This window comes from Micromonospora globbae (assembly GCF_003610785.1).
GTDB lineage: Bacteria > Actinomycetota > Actinomycetes > Mycobacteriales > Micromonosporaceae > Micromonospora > Micromonospora globbae.
Genome location: NZ_RAQQ01000028.1, coordinates 57,479 through 75,026 on the forward strand (window position 1 = coordinate 57,479; position 17,548 = coordinate 75,026).

16 protein-coding genes are annotated in these 17,548 nt (G+C 68.4%); 10 read left to right on the top strand and 6 right to left on the bottom strand.

Going from position 1 to position 17,548, the window contains the following annotated elements; translation table 11 throughout:
• Positions 1–45 precede the first annotated feature (45 nt).
• The gene (locus D7I43_RS28370; RefSeq protein ID WP_120331650.1) at positions 46–1,065 is read left to right on the top strand and encodes an NADP-dependent oxidoreductase; all 1,020 of its coding nucleotides are present in this window, start codon (positions 46–48) and stop codon (positions 1,063–1,065) included.
• Between the two features lie 36 nt (positions 1,066–1,101).
• Positions 1,102–1,734 carry an NAD(P)H oxidoreductase gene (locus tag D7I43_RS28375; protein ID WP_120331651.1) on the top strand — a complete coding sequence of 211 codons (633 nt, stop codon included), beginning with the start codon at positions 1,102–1,104 and terminating at the stop codon, positions 1,732–1,734.
• A 270-nt stretch (positions 1,735–2,004) separates the two neighbouring features.
• Here D7I43_RS28375 and D7I43_RS28380 read toward each other — a convergent pair whose 3' ends face one another.
• Positions 2,005–2,463, bottom strand: a complete 459-nt coding sequence (locus D7I43_RS28380) for a helix-turn-helix domain-containing protein (RefSeq protein ID WP_204985308.1) — start codon at positions 2,461–2,463, stop codon at positions 2,005–2,007.
• Between the two features lie 30 nt (positions 2,464–2,493).
• Between D7I43_RS28380 and D7I43_RS28385 the strand changes: the two genes are divergently transcribed.
• On the top strand, positions 2,494–3,438 hold the full coding sequence (locus D7I43_RS28385) for an NAD(P)/FAD-dependent oxidoreductase (RefSeq protein WP_120331653.1): 945 nt from the start codon (positions 2,494–2,496) through the stop codon (positions 3,436–3,438).
• A 273-nt stretch (positions 3,439–3,711) separates the two neighbouring features.
• On the opposite strand, the gene D7I43_RS28390 is transcribed toward D7I43_RS28385, so the two are convergent.
• The 3 genes from D7I43_RS28390 to D7I43_RS28405 all read right to left on the bottom strand — a co-directional run bounded on the left by D7I43_RS28390 (position 3,712) and on the right by D7I43_RS28405 (position 6,501).
• Entirely contained in the window at positions 3,712–4,419 is a 708-nt protein-coding gene (locus tag D7I43_RS28390; RefSeq protein WP_158610170.1) for a VOC family protein, read from the bottom strand.
• Between the two features lie 258 nt (positions 4,420–4,677).
• Positions 4,678–5,670 (bottom strand): hypothetical protein, encoded by a 993-nt coding sequence (locus D7I43_RS28400; RefSeq protein WP_120331656.1) that lies wholly within the window; start codon positions 5,668–5,670, stop codon positions 4,678–4,680.
• A 339-nt stretch (positions 5,671–6,009) separates the two neighbouring features.
• Positions 6,010–6,501 (bottom strand): MarR family winged helix-turn-helix transcriptional regulator, encoded by a 492-nt coding sequence (locus D7I43_RS28405; protein WP_275670860.1) that lies wholly within the window; start codon positions 6,499–6,501, stop codon positions 6,010–6,012.
• 20 nt (positions 6,502–6,521) lie between these two features.
• Here D7I43_RS28405 and D7I43_RS28410 point away from each other — a divergent pair, with 20 nt between their 5' ends.
• A complete protein-coding gene (locus tag D7I43_RS28410) occupies positions 6,522–7,997 on the top strand; it encodes an MFS transporter (protein ID WP_120331658.1) in 1,476 nt (491 codons plus the stop codon).
• Positions 7,998–9,023: 1,026 nt separating this feature from the next.
• Here D7I43_RS28410 and D7I43_RS28420 read toward each other — a convergent pair.
• The gene (locus D7I43_RS28420) at positions 9,024–9,698 is read right to left on the bottom strand and encodes a cytidylate kinase family protein (RefSeq protein WP_120331660.1); all 675 of its coding nucleotides are present in this window, start codon (positions 9,696–9,698) and stop codon (positions 9,024–9,026) included.
• A 428-nt stretch (positions 9,699–10,126) separates the two neighbouring features.
• Between D7I43_RS28420 and D7I43_RS28425 the strand changes: the two genes are divergently transcribed.
• From D7I43_RS28425 to D7I43_RS28445, 5 genes are all read left to right on the top strand, one after another.
• Positions 10,127–11,476, top strand: coding sequence for a hypothetical protein (locus tag D7I43_RS28425; RefSeq protein WP_147427312.1), 1,350 nt, complete (start codon positions 10,127–10,129; stop codon positions 11,474–11,476).
• Positions 11,477–11,654: 178 nt separating this feature from the next.
• Positions 11,655–12,167, top strand: coding sequence for a hypothetical protein (locus D7I43_RS28430; protein ID WP_120331662.1), 513 nt, complete (start codon positions 11,655–11,657; stop codon positions 12,165–12,167).
• 218 nt (positions 12,168–12,385) lie between these two features.
• Complete coding sequence (locus D7I43_RS28435; RefSeq protein ID WP_120331663.1) at positions 12,386–12,937, top strand: hypothetical protein; 552 nt, start codon at positions 12,386–12,388, stop codon at positions 12,935–12,937.
• Between the two features lie 779 nt (positions 12,938–13,716).
• Positions 13,717–15,264: a serine hydrolase domain-containing protein gene (locus D7I43_RS28440; RefSeq protein WP_240033206.1), complete on the top strand. Its 1,548-nt coding sequence runs from the start codon at positions 13,717–13,719 to the stop codon at positions 15,262–15,264.
• A gap of 64 nt (positions 15,265–15,328) precedes the next feature.
• Positions 15,329–16,159 (top strand): MerR family transcriptional regulator, encoded by an 831-nt coding sequence (locus tag D7I43_RS28445; protein WP_204985309.1) that lies wholly within the window; start codon positions 15,329–15,331, stop codon positions 16,157–16,159.
• Between the two features lie 93 nt (positions 16,160–16,252).
• Here the strand turns inward: D7I43_RS28445 and D7I43_RS34190 are convergent, their stop codons facing one another.
• Positions 16,253–16,786: a helix-turn-helix transcriptional regulator gene (locus D7I43_RS34190; protein ID WP_275670861.1), complete on the bottom strand. Its 534-nt coding sequence runs from the start codon at positions 16,784–16,786 to the stop codon at positions 16,253–16,255.
• 6 nt (positions 16,787–16,792) lie between these two features.
• Between D7I43_RS34190 and D7I43_RS28455 the strand changes: the two genes are divergently transcribed.
• Positions 16,793–17,440, top strand: coding sequence for a hypothetical protein (locus D7I43_RS28455; protein ID WP_192902294.1), 648 nt, complete (start codon positions 16,793–16,795; stop codon positions 17,438–17,440).
• The last annotated feature ends 108 nt before the right edge of the window (positions 17,441–17,548 follow it).

The following is a 17,548-nucleotide window of genomic DNA, read 5'->3' on the forward strand; positions in this document are numbered from 1 at the left end:
GTGGGGGCCGTCAACGAAACGACCCATTCACGAAGGGGCTTGGATATGAGTGACAGCACGATGGCCAGCCGTGAGATCCGGCTCGCCTCCCGCCCGGTCGGTGAGCCTGGACCGGAGAACTTCGAGCTGGTCGAGGTCGCGGTGCCGCAACCCCGCGACGGGCAGATCCTGGTCCGCAACACCTGGATGTCGGTCGACCCGTACATGCGGGGCCGGATGGACGACGCCGAGTCGTACATGCCGCCGTTCGAGATCGGCAAGGCGTTGGAAGGCAGCGCGATCGGCGAGGTGGTCGCCTCCAACGTTGCGAGCATCCCGGTCGGCGCGACGGTGTCGCACTTCTTGGGCTGGCGGGAGCACGCGGTGTTGGACGCCGCCGAGGCGACCGTCGTCGACACCGGTATCGCCCGTCCGCAGGACTACCTGGGTGCGCTGGGGACGACGGGCCTGACCGCGTACCTGGCCGTCACCGAGATCGCCCCGGTGAGGCAGGGCGACGTGGTGTTCGTCTCCGCGGCCGCCGGCGCAGTCGGCAGCGTCGCCGGGCAGCTCGCCCGCAAGTTCGGCGCGGCCCGAGTGATCGGCTCGGCGGGCGGGCCGGAGAAGGGCAAGAAGCTGGTCGAGGACTTCGGCTTCGACGCCGCCGTCGACTACCGGGCCGGCTCGCTGACCGAGCAGCTCGCAGCGGCGGCGCCCGAGGGCATCGACGTGTACGTCGACAACGTCGGCGGCGACCACCTCGGGGCCGCCCTGGACGCCATGAAGGTGCACGGCAGGATCGCCCTGGTCGGCATGATCAGCGGCTACAACGCCACCGAGCCCCTGCCCGGCCCCAGCAACATCTACGCGGCTGCCACGAAGCGGCTCACCCTGCGTGGCGTGTTGGTCAGCGACCACTTCCACCGCTTCCCCGAGTACATCGGTAAGGCGGCGGGCTGGCTCGCCGACGGCACCCTGCACACCGAGGAGACGGTGCTCGAGGGCATCGAGCAGGCCCCGGCCGCCTTCTTCGGTGTGCTGGGCGGCGCCAACACTGGCAAGATGCTCGTCCGCCTCGCCTCCTGACCCGGCTGACATCGCCAGAAACGGAGGTCCGTCGAGGTGTCCACTGCTCTGCTGGTCGTCGCCCACCCGCGCGGCGACTCTCTCACCGCGCAGGTCGCCGGCCGTGCCCGCGTCGGCCTCGAGGCGGAGGGCTTCTCCGTGGATCTGCTCGATCTGCACGTCGAGGGCTTCGACCCACGGATGACCGTCGCGGATGAGCCGGACTGGGCAGATCGCGAGAAGGTCTACTCCGCCGAGGTGCGTGCACACATGCGACGGGTCGATGCGGCCGATCTGATCGTCGTGGTGTTCCCGGTCTGGTGGTACGGGCTGCCCGCCATCTTGAAGGGCTGGGTCGACCGGGTGTGGAACTACGGCTTCGCGTACGGCCGCAGCAGCCCGCGTCTCGCCGAGAAGCGCATGTTGTGGCTGGGCCTGGCCGGCGAGTCCGCCAGGTCCTACGCCAGGCATGGGTTGGACGAGATGCTGGAGAGGCAACTCCGGGTCGGGATCTCCAATTACTGCGGGATCACCGACGTCGCAGTTCAGTTCGTCCACGACACCATTCCCGAGGAGCCGAAGGCCGACGCGGTCGCGACGGTGCTCGCCGAGGCCGACTCCGCCCTGCGCGACTTCCTGCTGCCGAACCTGAGCTCAGGTGCGCCGGCCCGCGCCGGCACGAACGGCTGACCGGCCGATCCCCTTCCCCGTCACCCGTCGCGTGGGCCCCGCTTCCCGTAGCGGGCCCACGCGACGCTGTCTCGTGAGGCAGGAGCGGACGACGCAAGCCTTGATCTACGATCGCGCCGGCCCGCACCGCCTCCGGCTCGGCGCCGTGCCCGACCCAGTGCAAACCGCGGGGCAAGCGTTGGTGCGGGTCGGCGCGGTCTCGCTCAACTTCGGAGAGATCGCGTTCCGCGGCCTTCGGTTCATTCATGCTGCTCGGCGAGGAAGGGGCCTTCAGATCACACACGCGCCCTCGTGCGGATCCTGGAATCCGGCCCCCGTCTCTACCATGCGCTGGTAGTCGGGGCATTGGGTGAAGTCGTCCGCGCTGCACCGCATCAGGTGCTCGATCAGCGACTTGGACGCCGATATCTCCTCGAGCCGACGCTCTAGCGCCACGTGGTGCCGCTGGAGAAGTGCCTGGCGCTCGGCTTGGCCGGAGACGTTGAGTACCTCCCGGATCTGCTCCAGGCTCATCCCTGCCGCTTTGGCGCGAATGATCGTCATGACCCGGATGACATGGTCGCGGGTGTAGCGGCGGCGGCCGTTCACCCTGGCGGCGGGAGCAATCAGGCCCATCGTCTCCCAGTGCCGCAGTACATGCGGTGCGAGACCGAACTGTTCGGCGAGCTCTCCGATCCGCATGGAACCGCTTGACTTCATGTTGACATTAACTTGCAAACTGGCCTCCACGTCAAGCGATCACCCTCTCTGGAGGCACCCATGTTCGACGCTGTCATCGTCGGCGGAGGCCCAGCCGGCATGGCCGCCGCCCTCACCCTGGGGCGGGCCCACCGCTCGGTGCTCCTGCTCGATGCCGAGGAGGGGCGCAACGCCCCAGCAGAGAAGGTGCACAATCTCCTGACCCGCGATGGCACACCACCTGACCAGTTGCGCAAGCTTGGACGCGAGGAACTGGCCGCGTACCCGGCGGTTCGGATACGGACCGGTACGTGTGCGGCGGCCTACGTTCTCGACGACGGCGGCTTCCGCCTGGACCTGTCCGACGGCGGTACGGCACAGGCACGCCGGCTCCTGTTGGCCACCGGCCTGGCCGACGAGCTTCCCAAGCCGCGCGGGATCGAAGCATTGTGGGGCCGTTCCGCCTTCCACTGTCCCTATTGCCACGGCTATGAATGCACGGGCAAGCCGGTCGCGGTGATCGGCGCAGAACCGGCCCGCGTACGACTGGCACTGCAACTGAGCCGCTTCGCCGCCGACGTCGTGCTCTGCACCGACGGTGAACCGCTCGACCCCGCGTCGCGCCTGAAGCTCGAGTCGAACGGCGTCGCCGTGCGCTGCGAAGCCATCGCCCGCGTGGAGGGGACGGGCGCCCAGCTGGAACAGATCGTGTTCGAGAGCGGCCCGGCACTGGCCAGGGACGCGGTGTTCGTCGTCAATGTGCCGCGTCAGCGCTCCGATCTGGCCGTTCGCCTCGGCTGCGCCTTCCTCGCCGATGGGTCTGTCGAGGTGAACGAGTTCGGACAGACGAGCGTGCGGGGCGTGTACGCGGCAGGTGACATGGCGCGGCGGGCCACCGTACCCATGCCGCTGGCTGCGGTGGTCACCGCAGCGGCCAGCGGCACCGTCGCCGGCGCGGTCATCGACCAGGACCTTGTCTGTGCCGACTTCGACCTGCCCAACCCGTTCGCTTCGGCGGTGGGCTGAGCGTGGTAGCCGCAGAAATCCATGCCGGAGGCGGCCGAGGCCCCGTCAAGGGGCATTCCTCGGAACCGCCCGGCCCGGTGGATCAGCCACAAGTCCGACGGGTCGCTTCGTCTCCAAGCAGCCGACCGCGTCAGGTGCGGCGCGGGTCGGCGGACCGGCGCGTGGATCGCCGAGCTGGCGGTTGGCCTCGATGGCCTGCCGGTCGCCGCCCTTCCTGATACCTGTAATCTCCGCGATGGCCCTGGTCAATGGGGCGACCCGGCCACGCTGTGATCATTTCCCTCGCACGCAGAACTCGTTGCCGTCGGGATCGGCCAGCACGACGGCACCGTCCGCATCGACATCGAGCCGGGTGGCGCCGAGGGAGACGAGCCGGTCGACCTCCGCTTGCTGGTCGCCATCGACCGGGGCGAGGTCGAAGCGCTGCCGGTTCCTCACCGTCTTCGGGGCCACGGGCGGGCCTCCCCACGCCACCTTTGTGCCGCCGTGCGGTGACTGGATCGCAGTCTCCTCGTTCTGGTCCCAGATCAGCGGCCAGCCCAGCGCCTCGCTCCAGAAGAGGCCGACCTCCCGGGTGCCATCGCAGGCCAGTTCCCCGAGCAAGCCGCAGCCGGCGAGGAAGGTGTTGCCCGGCTCGATCACGCAGAACTCGTTACCCTCGGGATCAGCCAGGACAACGTGCCCCTCCTCGGGGCGCTGCCCGACATCCAGGTGGCTGGCGCCGAGTCCGAGCGCCGTCGCCACCGTGTGCTGCTGGTCGGCCTGGCTGGCGCTGGTCAGGTGAAGGTGCATGCGGCGGTTCGGCCCCACCTGCTCGGCGCTGCTCGCGACGAACCGCAGGCCGAGTTGGGTGTCGTCGCCAGGCAGGAGCACACCACCGGCGTCCTCGAGGACCTTCCGGCCGAGCATCCCGGCCCAGAACTGCGCCAGACGCGCCGGATCGTGCGCGTCGAAAGCCACCGCCAACTGTCGCGAGATCATCACTGCACCGTAGACGCGCGCCAGCACGACGACAACGCGGATTTGGAGAGGTGACGCCGGGATCGGCGGTGCCGATCGTGCTGGTCCGGGGACAACCCCTACCTCGGGTGTGCAGGGCAGTCCCCCGCCGCGTGAACGATCACCGTGGTCGCACGCGAGGGGCCATCACCCAGCCATTGAGAACATGTGCTCGTACCTGCGGGCATGGAGTGACGCAACCGGTAACACAAGCGGTCAGCCGGGTCCGCCCGGGGTGAATCAGCGCGGTGAGGGTTGGGCCGTGTATGGGGGCGATGTCAGGGCTTCGGTGAGTCGGTCGACACCGAAGCCGCTGATCAGAAGGCGTTCCTTACGGTTGCCGGTCAGGAGTTGGCTCCAGTCGACGAAGCCGCCGTCGGCGACTTCCCAGTGTTGGTCTTCCGCAGCTGCGTAGACCTTGAAGCAGATGCCCGTGTAGTAGCCGCGTCCGGTCGTTCGGTCGGGGTCCTCGTGAACGGCAACGCCTGGGAGCCCGGCGAGTTCGGCACGCACCCGTTCGATGATCGGGCGGCTCGCGTCCTCCAGGCAGGTGAGCTGGATCCGTATGCGGTGGACCCCGGCCGCGGCCAGCGCCCGGGTAGCGAACCGCAGATGTTCGGCGAGCTGCCGGTGTTCGAAGGAGCGGTTGCCGGTATCCCGCCCGGCGGTCACCAGGCCGAATATCTGGAAGTGGGCCAGCATCCCAGGGCCGTTGAAGTGCTGTGCACGGGTCACCCGCTGACTGGCCGCCAGCCGCACCAGCACGTCTGACCGAGGATCTGCGGCCAATGCCTGGGCACGTCGCACGGACGCCTCCAGGGCCAGAGCGTTCGTCGGGTCCGCGGCAACCTCGCTGCCGCGAACCGTCGCTATCACCTTGCGCGGGTCGACGGTCGCCACGGCGGAATGGGCTGCCAGAGGTAGGACGGGGGCGAGCACGAGAATGTCGACGTTGTCGGGCAACGCGGAGATCAACGCGTCTTCGGCGCGGCGGAGTGCGGTGAAGCTGATCGGTGCCGGCGCCACGAACCGATCGTTGCGGTAGCGTCGCATCACCTCTGCTGGCGAGAGCCGGTCCGCACGGCGCCGGAACACCTCGAGCAGCAGGGTGGTCAGATCGCTACCCGACATGCCGTCGGCCAGCAGGTCCACCAGCTCCGGGCCATAGCGTTCCAGGACTCGTCGCAATGCTGGGTTTTCAGGGATCTGCCGGCTGGAACCGTCAGGCTTCATGGGTTGGAAGTATCACCGGACGGATTTCGGCATGACGAGGGATTATCCTCACCGCCTGCCGTCCTGGTGGCTGGTTGACGATGCTTCACGGCGTCTCGTGCCCCTGTGCCGGCAGTGGGGACGCGGTACGCGGCGCAAGCACGGTCAACAAACCGGCCGGATCAGGCACGATGCTGCGACCGTCACTGCCGCCGCCACAGCCTGAATGCCACCACAATGCCGGCCTGGCGGCCCAGACGGCATGTCATCCAACATGGCGTACCAGGGCACCGCGGCCGGGGTGAGCCACGGCTCCCGCGAGAGCACCACGGCCAGGTAGTGGCCGGCGGCGAGGGCGCGCTACTCCTCAGAGCCGTGGCCAGGTGATCGAGGGGCGGGTTGGTGTGCCGGTTGTACCAGTTCTCGTAGCAGGTTGCGGAACTGTTCGTACCGCTCCGGTCCGATCTTCGCCGCGTAGCGGGCCTCGATGTCGGCGAGGATGCGGTCCGCGTGCGCCTGCTCGTCGCGGCCTCGCTCGGTGAGCAGGACAAGTTTGCTGCGGCGGTCGGTGGGGTCGGGCCGCCGTTCCACGTACCCGAGTTCCTCCAGCTCGTCGAGGACGCGACCGACGACCTGCTTGTGTTGAGCGGTCAGTCGGGCTAGTTCCGTCGGCCGTACTCCCGTCTCGTCCAGGTAGGCGAGCAGCGCGCCGTGGCGGGGGCGCACCAGGCCATGGCCGCAGTCCGCCAGCCGGGCGAACAATTCCTCCTCCAGTGGCCACAGGAGTCTGGCCGCGAGCATGCCGAGATCAGGATCACGCTCCGCGCGGGCGATTCGACGGTTCCTGGCCACGAGGAAGAAGTATACAGTTGGTGATCGTCACCAACTGCTTACTATCTTCCCTTGGGGGGCTGATGCAGTCATCGAGCCGAGCCCGGGCCGGGATGGGCTTGTTGGGCCTGTCATCGCTGATCACCGGCCTGGACTTCACGATCGTCTACGTCGCGCTGCCGGACATCCAACGGGAGCTGACCTTCACCGACCGGCAGGTGCAGTGGGTGGTCAGCGCGTACGCGCTCGTTTTCGGCGGATTCCTGCTGCTGTTCGGACGGCTCAGCGACCTGCTCGGCAGGCGGCGGGTGTTTCAGCTGGGGATGGCGTTGTTCCTCGTCGCCTCGCTCGCCGGCGCTGCCGCGACCGGGCCTGCGGTGCTGCTCGCCGCCCGGGGGGTGCAGGGACTCGGCGCCGCGGCGTTGTTCCCCTCGACACTCGCGCTGGTCACGTCGACGTTCCCGCCCGGCCGCCGGCGAAGCCGAGCCATGACCATCTGGGCCGCCTCCGGCGCCAGCGGACTGAGTCTCGGGGCACTCCTCGGCGGCGTGCTCGCCGAGATCAGCTGGCGCGGTGTGTTCCTCGTCAACGTGCCGCTCACAGCGATCGCCCTCGCCGGCGCACCGGCCCTGTTCTCCCGGGACACTGCCCCTACCCGCCGCGGTGGATTCGACGTGACGGGTGCCTGCACAGGTACGGCAGCCGCCGTCCTGCTCGTGCTGAGCATCACCGAAGCGTCCGAACCAGATGCCTCCTGGGCGTGGGTACTGGCGTGCACCGCCATTACGCTTGCCCTCGCGCTCCTGTTCTTCCGGGCCGAGGCCACAAACAGCAACCCGCTGCTGCCCCTCGCGCTGTTCTCTCACCGGTCGCTACGCGGAGCCCTGCTGTTGATCACGCTTTACGGCATCAGCCTGCAATCCGTCCCCTATGTCCTGACGATCCACCTCCGCGACGGTCTGGGCATGACCGCGTTGGAAGCCGGCCTCGCCTTTCTCCTGCCCACCGGCGCGATCGCCGCCGGCAACATCACCGGCGAACGACTCATGCTGCGCTTCGGAATTCGTGTCGTGCTGGTCACCGGGCTGGTCACGGGGGCGGCGGGAACCGGCCTCATGGCCGCCGCCATCGATGCCCGCTACCCCGCGCTGGCGCCTGGGATTCTGCTGGCCGGACTCGGCATGGGCCTGGTCTTCCCCGCGATGTTCGCGGCCGCGACCACCGGCATCCCTCCCGCGCACGCCGGCATAGCGTCGGCCACGGCCTCCACCGCCCTGCAGATCGGGACCGCCGTGGGGCTCGCCATCATCACCTGGATCCTCCATGCTGGCGATCAGAACCTTGTCGCCGCACTCGCCGCTATCAGCGGTATCGCCGTAGCCGCGATCCTGCCGGTGATCCTCGTCTCCCATCCCACACAGACCGGTGGCATGCCGGACGACGCACCGGTCCAGTCGTCGTCCCTGGCAGGAGACGGTGATCCGATGCCTGCCAGGGGCAGTGCGCCGCTGAACTAGGTGTCACACGAGCACCGACTCCCATGCGATTCAGGTCAGGGTCTCCCTTTGGCTCGGGACCACATGCGGCTTGCCTCGGTACCTCCACGACCACGCCACCTCAACACAGCTCTTCGTCCAGCATCGTCACGCGGACTGGCCGGCCTACCGGGGACCTGGCCCGGACGGGGCGGACGGAGGTCGAGCATCAACGGCGCACGCTGGCGGCCGTGGTCGAGCTGCGGGCGCCGACGCCGGCGTCCACGGGAGGCCGCCGAGGTCGCGCGTCGGGGACCTCGTGGCCGCCTCGGCGGCTACGAGGCGGTGCGACCGGCCTGGTGTCCAGCGGGTGGCGCCGCAGATGGGGTGGGCGGGCCCGCGGGCCCGCGCCACCCGGTGACCGGCGACGGCGTACCGTTCACGCAGCTCTCGATGAACAACCTCTCGCCTTCTTTCAGTAAGCGGGCCTTCTCATCGAGGTTCTCGACGTAGGGCATGTCGTGGCCCTGGGTCCTCCGTAGATGTGTTCGTAGGAGGCAGCGCACTCTTCCTGGTCGCCGGCGGACCCCCGGCCCTTGTCCACGGCGTGCAGCTCGGCCCCTTGTCGAGCCATCGAGCGTAGGTACTCCATCTGCTCGTCCGGCGACGTACTCCCACCACAGGCGGTGAGAAGCGCCGCGAGGGACAGGACCACCACTGCGTAGCGCTTCTCCACCTGCTGGAAAGTATCAACTGCCCTTGATGCCACACCGAACCTGTCGGTACGCCCCGGCGAGGCATCCCACCCACCGCCCTCGACGACGGGACCCATCGCCGGCAACCCCGCCCGGTAACAGCCCGCACCAACCTCACCCCCTGGCGTCCGGCCACCAACCACCCGGACACCCGCCTTCGACTATCCGCAAGACCTGATGACGCTGCGCCCACACGTCGACCTTCACGTCACACGGGGTCTGGCCGAACACGCCGTCACCGCCAGCGACCGCGCCCGCACCGTCACCGACCGCGACGAGCAGACCGCTACCAGGCGCGAATAATTGAGGGGGGTCAGTGTGTGCGGGTCTCCCAGACCGGCCGCTGGGGCTCGTCGTTGTGCACGATGATGTTGGCGTGATGGGTCGGGCGGACCGTAGCGAAGTAGAACTGTTGGGAGGGGATGTAACGCTCGCGCCAGCGCCGTTCGACGTCGGCCCGAGTTCGCACCCGGCGCTCTCGGATCACGGCGCGATCCACGGTCTTCTCGAGTGCCGTCGACACGAAGATGCGCAGGTCCCACCGATCAATCAGTTCCGGGCGCATGAGGAAGACGCCGTCGAAGACCAGCACGGCGTCGGCTGGTGCAGTCGTGACCGGCGGGGACAGCGCCGTATCCGCAGTGCGGTCGTAGACCGCGTGTTGGAAGCGTCGATCTCCGCCCGGGCCGAGCGGATCGAGCAGAACCCGTTTCAGCGCGTCGTAGTCGTGGGTGTCGAAGTAGCAGCCTTCGGCCGAGTACTCGCCGCGCGGATAACGCTGTGCCCGGGGGAAGAGGAAATCGTCGATCGTCGCGCGGATGACGTCGCGGCCCTGTTCGCGCAAGACGACGGCCAGCTCGTCGGCGAGGGTGGTCTTGCCGGCGGCGGGCGGTCCGTCGATGGCAACCCGCGTCGGATGTTCGACTGTGACGGATCCGACCGCCTCAGCCAAGCGGCCGAGCATTGCGTCGCGGGTGCCTTGGTCCATGTCCTACCCGTCCTAGAGGCCGCGGGTGTTCCACCGACGCCTACGACGCCGCCGCCGGCTGGGGTGAGCAACCGATGCCGGCAATCGCGATGGTAGTCGAACCGACCGCGTACCTGATGCTCGTCGCAGGCCTCGCCGACTCTCCCTGTCCGACACGTGCTTCACCGGACGGGGCCTGACAGGTGGTCCGCACAGCCCCAGCCTGGCGAACCTCGAACTGTGTCCTCGTCGCCTTGGTGAAGATGGCCGTAGCGCCGTTGGCAGCCTGGGCCTGAGCGTATCGATCTTGCCAGGAACCGCGCCGATGTGGACACGGGTAGCAAACACGTCGGCCAGCTCGGCGGGCGTCTGGCTAGGCTCGGCCGCGTTTTGTGGCGGGCGCACGTTGCGGCCAGCCGTCTGACGAAGCGCGATGGGGGTGCGCAGGCGTGGGTGAGATCGACGTTGCAGGGTCCGGCGGACGATTGTCCCGACGATCCCTCCTGCTGGCCGGCGGCGGTCTGCTCCTCGCCGGTTGCGGTGAGCGGGAACGGCCAACGATCGAGAGCTCCACCGATGACAGCTCAGCCAAGAGCAAGCTCCGCGCCGTACTCGAGCGGCGCACCAAGGCCCTCGCCGATGGAGACGAAAAGGCCTACCTCGCCGACCTCGATCCGTCCAACAAGGATCTGATCGCGCGAGAGAGGATGGCCTTCGCCAACCTGCGGCAGTTCGAGTTCGACGAGCTGAAGTACGTCTACGCCAGAATGGGCGAGCGGACGCAGAACGACGGCAGCACGCTGCTCCAACCGGTGATCCGGATTACGAAGTTGAGCGCTGACGCCGGGCCGGGCGACCTCGCGCCCGGCGAGTCGTTCTCGTACAGGGTCGCCGACAAGGGCGGCAGGTTCGTGGTGACCGACATCGTCCCGGCCACAAGGGCGGCCATGGACAAGCTCGGCTTCACCGGCCCGGAGGCCACCGCGCCATGGCACACCGACAAGCTGCACGTGGTCAAGACCAGTGGAAACGTCTGGCTTGCCGCGGACGACAGCGTGCGCGACCTCAACAAGTTCGTCGACGCCACCGGGCAAGAGATCGATTTCGTCACGAAGCTCTGGGGGGACCGGCCTACGTTTCCGGGCCACGTCCTCTTCTTCACCCGCGATGCCGCCAACTTCAAGCAGTGGTTCGACTTCGGTACGGCTGACAACTTCAACCCCGACGTCCTCGGCGTCCAGATGGCGCAGTACGGCGTCAAGAAGGACGGGCAGTACTACGAAAACCGGTTCGCCGGCTCCCGCATCGTGGTCAACCTCGGGTCCATCGAATCGGCCGATTCGTCGCCACGGGACACGATCCGCCACGAGCTGGTCCACGCGATCTCCTCACGGGCCAGGCTGGGCGGCGCCCTGCAGGCGCCGACGTGGGCGGTGGAAGGGTTCGCCCGCTACAGCGAGACGATCGGCAAACCGGGACGCGCCAGCGCGGTCCGGGCGGTCGTGAGCAACGGGGTGCGGGGCGGGAAGTTCCGCAACAAGCTGCCGGCCGAGGACGACTTCTACGGCAGGGACGTCGGCTACAACTACTGTCTCGGCGCGACCGTATTTCAGCTCGCGGAACGGATCGAGGGCCGCGAGGCGGCCACCGAGCTGTACGCGACGGCGATCGACACCATCGACGCCGGCGGGGAGTTCCTGAACTTCCCCCGCTTCGACTCGATCGCCCAGCGGATCTTCGGCATGTCCGGGCCGGCATTCCGAGACCGGTGGTTGCGCTTCGTTCGGAACGGAGGGTGATCGCGTCATGACCCAGCCCCAGTACCCCGTCCACCCACCGGCGCCCCGGCCCACCCCGCCCGCTGGCTTCTCGCTGCCGCAGCAACCCGCCGGCGTCCCGCAGCCACCGTCACCGCCTCCCGGTTTCCCGCCTGCTGGGCCGCGCCCGCCCGGTGGCGGCCGAGGCGGGAAGCGGTCAATGATCGTGGTCGCCGTCGCTGTGGCGGTCCTGCTCGTTTCGGGCATCTCGGCGTACGCGGTGACCACCAACTACCGCAAGGGCGACACCTCGCAGTCGTGCGACACCTACCAGTGCATCCCCCGCCTCAAGGCCGAGACGGTGGTCAAGGCGCTGGAGGAGCGGGGTCACACCTGCTCCACCGACTACAACCATCAGACCTGCAAGCTGCGGATCGGCGCCTTCTACTTCGAGGCGACGCTGCAGGTCGCGGCCGGTCTCATCACCCGGATCAACCTCCGTGTCTACCGGGAGCAGTCGGCCCCCCTGACACCGGGCAGCGTCGCCTACATCAAGTGGTTCGCCGTGCTGCCCTACCGCGACGACCCGGTGCTCACCGGGCAGATCGAGGAGTGGGTCGACCAGCAGATCGAGGCTACCGAGGACACCAAGGCCACGATCGGTGACTACGAGTACGTGTTGGCGAATCCGGAGACGTACAACGTCACCGTCGAAATCAAGGGCAAGTACTGATGAGCATCCCGCCTTCTGGGCCGGCCTTCCCGGCCGTTCCCCCTCCACCGCAGCCGGGCTCCGGCCCCAATCCGTTCACCCAGCAGCCGGCACCGTCGGTGCCGCCGCCACCGGGGTTCCCGCCGGTCGGTGCCCAACCGCCGGGAGCGTCGCCACCCGGAGGCCGGCCGCCTGCCGCTCCGCCTGGGGATAAGCGTGGCAGGTCCGGTGTCATCCTGTTGACGGTCGGCCTGGCGGTGATCGCCCTGCTCTGTGGCGGCACGCTGGGCGGCGGCACCGGTTGGCTCACCGGCAAGCCGGACGGCAGCGAAACCGTCCCGCCGTTCGCCGAGGACTTCCCCCGCGGCGAGCAGCAGTACATGCAGGGCGTCACAGTGAGCCTGGTGGCCGACGACTGGCTGATCAAGAGCAACAAGTGGGAGTGTGAGGACCGGTCCGAGGAGGACACCGATCTCGGGAAGGTCGACTACAAGACCTGCCGCCCGCCGGGCGACGCCAGCAGCGACATGAGCGTCACCATCCACTCGCAGGATGAGGACAAGGTCCGCGAGGTCAATGCGACCTGCTGGGAGGGAGTGGGCTCCAAGGCGTGCAAGAGCCTGTTCTCGACCCTGGCGGACACCGTGTTCATCCCACAGGACAACCTGCGCAAGCAGGCGTCCGACTGGGCGGCCAAGAACAGCGGCACGGAACGGTTCACCACGATCGGGCACATCCGCCTCGAGGCCAACCTGGAACCGAACGGGATGCGGGCCATCCCGGCAATCTGAGCCCGGTGGCGGTGGACGTATTCGTCCACCGCCACCGGGAGCTGGGCCGCCTTGTTCGAGCGGCGGTGGGCCCGATCGAGGTCACCGATCAGCCCGGCGGGCCCCAGGCGGTGCCTCGCCGAGCGCGCCATGAGGTTTGTCCGTGGGCAGCGGTGCGCCAGCCGCCGGGCCCAGCCGCCGACGCCGCGGAACCACCACGACCAGGCCCACCAACACGGTCGGGGGGTACGCAGATCCCAGAGGCTGCCAGCGGTGTCGAGGATGCCGGTGATGCTCCTGATCAGTTTGGTCCATCGCAACACGACACGCTGGCCGTCGGGGTGACCGGTCAGCAGCTGGATCTGATAGAGCGTCCATACGGCGTCCGTCACGAGCGCGACGACCATCCCGAGCGCTCCCGCCGCCATCCATGCCAAGGTGCCGATTCGCCGCCGTCAGAGCAGCAGCAGTCCGGCCCCCGCCAGATGCCGACTGGGCCGGCCTCCGTCGCACGTTCATCGGTGCCAGACCTGCCGGGACGGCCAGGCATACCCCGCGTCCCTCAACTTCACCGACCCTGGAGATCGCCACAGACGACAGCGCATCGAGGTGCCCGCCGTCGCCACCAGGCTGACCCTAGAGAGAAGTACGGGCAGCGGTGTCCTGTTTCCGAGGTTGTTCCAACCCGGGAGTACCTATGAGCTAGGTCACGGTTGAGGTTGACCTTGGGTCAGGGTGGAAGCTCGCCGCAGCGGCACGACGCCGACACCGACTTAACAGCTTCAAAGGAGTGGGCCACCATGTCCATCACCCTGACCAACCAGGACAAGATCACGTTGCGGACCGCCGCGCACGGCGCGGTGACGTTGATGGCCGCCACCGGCACACCCCATGAGGCTGCCACGAATGCCTCCATTGTCTTGACGTCGGCGACCGGGCTAGTCGGGCACGTGCTCGATGTGACGTCGAAGGACATCGACCTGAACGGCAAGACTGTCGCCGCACTCGCCGACCAGGTACTGCCGGCCCTGACCGCAGCGGTGCTCCTGCTGAAGAGGCAGGATCCGGCCGAGGCCGACAACTTCCGCAACACCGTCCTCGTTGCGATCGACGCAGCCACCCAGCCCCACGGCGGCCAGCCCAACCCCGCGGCAGCCGAGATGGCCCGTAAGATCACCGCGGCCCTCAACGCCGCCGGGGTGGCCAGTGCCGGCAGCGGAGACGCACCGGCAGATGGGCTAGACCGGCCCGAGCTGCAGCGGGCCCTCGAAGACATCGTCGAATCCGGTATCACCGGGATCGCACTGCGCGTGAACGATGAGCGAGGCGAGTGGGTCGGCAGCGCCGGGGTGAGCAAGCTCGGCGACGCCGCTGAGCCGCCTACCGATGGGCATGTCCGGATCGGCAGTAACACCAAGATGTTCACTGCGGCCCTGGTACTGCAACTGGTGGCCGAGGGCAAGATCGGGCTGGACACTCCGGTGACGGACTACCTGCCCGAGTTCGGACTCGACAAGCGGACCACGGTGCGGATGCTGCTGCAGCACACGAGCGGAATCTTCAATTTCACCGGCGAATACTACGACGACGGGACGTTCGTTCCAGGGATCCCCGCCACCACGGCGGGCAAGGAGTGGGTGGACAACCGATTCATGACCTACGAGCCGGAGGACCTGGTGCGGCTGGCGTTGTCCAGACCGGCACGGTTCGAGCCGGGGGCTGGCTGGAGCTACTCCAACACCAACTACGTGCTGGCCCGGCTGCTGATCGAGAAGGTCACCGGCCGCGCGGTCGCCCAGGAGATGCAGCGGTTGATTCTGGGGCCGCTCGGGTTGACGGGAACCGTGGCACCGACGACCCAGACCGAGGTCCCCGAGCCGCATGCCCACGCCTACTACCGCTACGAGGACGGCGGGCAGGAGACGATTGTCGACGTCACCCGCCACAACCCCTCCTGGATCTCCAGCGGCGGTGACATGATCTCAACCACCCGGGACCTGCACACCTTCATCTCCGCGCTGATGAGCGGCAAGCTCCTGCCGGCCGAAATGCTGGCCGAAATGCTCACGCCGTGCCCGACGCCGATCCCGAACATGGGCTACGGCCTGGGGGTGTTCGTGCAGGACACGGGCCGCGGCCGCACCATCGTCACCCACAACGGCGGCGCCGCAGGTCACGCGGCCATGATGTTCAGCACGCCTGACGGCACCAAGACCCTGACCGCCACGCTCAACTATGTTGACGACGCCACGCTGTCGCTGGCCGCGCCGTTCCAGAGCGCGACGCAGCGGCTCGTCAACGAGGTGTTCTGCGGCGGGCAGGCCGATCCAGCGCAGCCGAGGTGCTGAGCACGAACCGGGGCCGCGCCGAACCTGCCGGGTTCGGCGCGGTGCGCCCACATACCCGGCCGCAGTGTGCGAATTCGCGACCGACTTCGAGCGCAAGGCAGGTGAGCAGGTGAGATTCGGAGTCACCATCGGGCAGGCAGCGGCGTTCGCCGGCGTTACGGTCAAAACGGTGCGGCACTACCACAAGCTCGGCTTGGTCGAGGAGCCCGAACGTGACAGCTCAGGCTACCGACGGTACGGATCGGCCGAGTTGTTGCGGCTGGTGCAGGTCCGGACCCTTGCCGGCGCAGGCGTGCCGTTGGCCGAGATCGGCCCCCTGCTCGACGCCGACACTGCGTCGTTCACCGCTGCACTCGCCGACGTCGAGCGACAGCTCACCGAACGGATCGAGGAGTTGACCGCGCGGCGTGGCACACTGCATCGGCTCGCCGACGGCAACCGCGCCCTGCTGCCCGACCGCGCCGTGGCGCTGCTGGAACGGATGCGCGGCCTCGGCTTCTCCGCAGACGAGGTAGCCGCCGCCCGGGAAGGCTGGGTGCTGGCGAAGGCCCTGGTCCCAGAAGGCTTCGACGACTACCTCACCCACGTTGAACACGCCATCGAAGACCCCCGGTTCGTCGCCCTGAGCAGGCGGGCCGCCGAAGCCGGGGCCTGGCAACCGGACGATCCCCGCATCGCCGAACTCGCCACCGCCATGGCCGAGCACTACCTCGCGAATCCCGCACAGCTGAAGATCGTCACCGGCCTGCAAGCCCGCACGGAGGCCGCGACACGGTACAACCTGATCGCGCGCCACAGCACAGAGCAGGCACCAGCCGCGGCCCGGCTGGCCGCGCTCGTCGAGACCAAGCTGCGCGCCGCCGGCATCCATCTCCCCAGACCCGACCCCCACTGACATACCCTGCGCTGCTCCGGACCGCCCACGATCTGCCGGAGCAGCTGTACGGGTGGCGGATCTCTTGCTGTTGCCAGGGGAACGACGGTCGATTCAGAGGGCCCTTCGATCGGGTGGCAGATTTCGATCGATCGCGGTGGCGGCGAGTTGCGTGCGGCTGGTGGTCCCGAGCTTGGTGAAGATGTGGGAGAGGTGCGTCTTCACCGTTCCCCGGCTCATGAGGAGGCGGGCGCCGATTTGCGGGTTGGTGAGGCCCTCGGCGACAAGGCGTACGACTTCGAGTTCGGTTGGTGTGAGGCTGGCCCAGCCGGTGGCTGGTCGACCCCGCCGGCCCCGGGCTCGGCGTGCGTACTCGACGGCCTGGTCGAGCGTGAGCCGCGCGCCTTCGGCCGCTGCCCGGTCGAACACGGTCGCCCCGAGCGCTCGGCGGAGCCTGGCGCTGGTGGTGTCGTACGCCCGTTGCAGGTCGAGCCCGCGTGGAAGGCCGGTGTTCGTGCGGGCCGATTCGGCCGCCTGCAGGATGCGTACATCGTCGGGCGTCGGCTGGATGGCCGCACCGACACGGGCAAGAGCTTCAAGGCTGTCGAGTTGGGCGCTACGCAGCCGATGGTCGACGCGGATGGCCAACGCCGCATGGTGGAGTTCGACGGCCCGGGTGAGCCCGTCCGGGTCGCCGGCGGCGAGTTCGGCCTGCGCGGCGTACGCCTCCGCCAGTGTCCCGGGCATTCGCAGGCGTTGCGCGACCTCGACCGCCCGGTCGAGCGCGTGCTGTGGGAGGTGGCCAACGAATCGTCCGGTGACGGCACGGTGACCGATGAGTTCGCCGCGTTCCTGGGCATGGACAAGGCACCGTCGTGGGGCGACTCGACCGATTGGCAATACTGGGTCATCGATACGGTCAAGCGGCACGAGGCAGCGCGTGGCTACGACCCGCACCCGATCGGCATGACCATGCAGTTTCCGGTGGCGGATCAGACCAAGGTCAACGATCCGCTCCTGGGCGGCCACGCCGAGTGGATCTCGCCAGGCTACGACGACGAGATCTTCGCCGGCGGCGGCCACCCGATGACGCCCGGCTCTCCACCCTCGCGCTGGTACGCCGATCCCCCGGTCGCCGACGGCGCCAAGGTGGTCATCAGCGATACCGATCACTACGCACCCGGGCAGGGCGACGCGCTCTGGGCGTGGAAGTCATTCCTGCGCGGCCACCACCCCATTCTCATGGACTACGGCCTCATCGCCGGCCTCGAACCCGCGGCCGAGTCTGTCGGCGGCCAGTGAATACTCCCCGTAGGCGGCCATATGTCGCCCCGCTGGTGGCCAGGGATCTCCCCGTGGATGGCCAGATACCTCCCCGCTGACCAGGTCAGAGTGCCGGTCGGCGAGGGT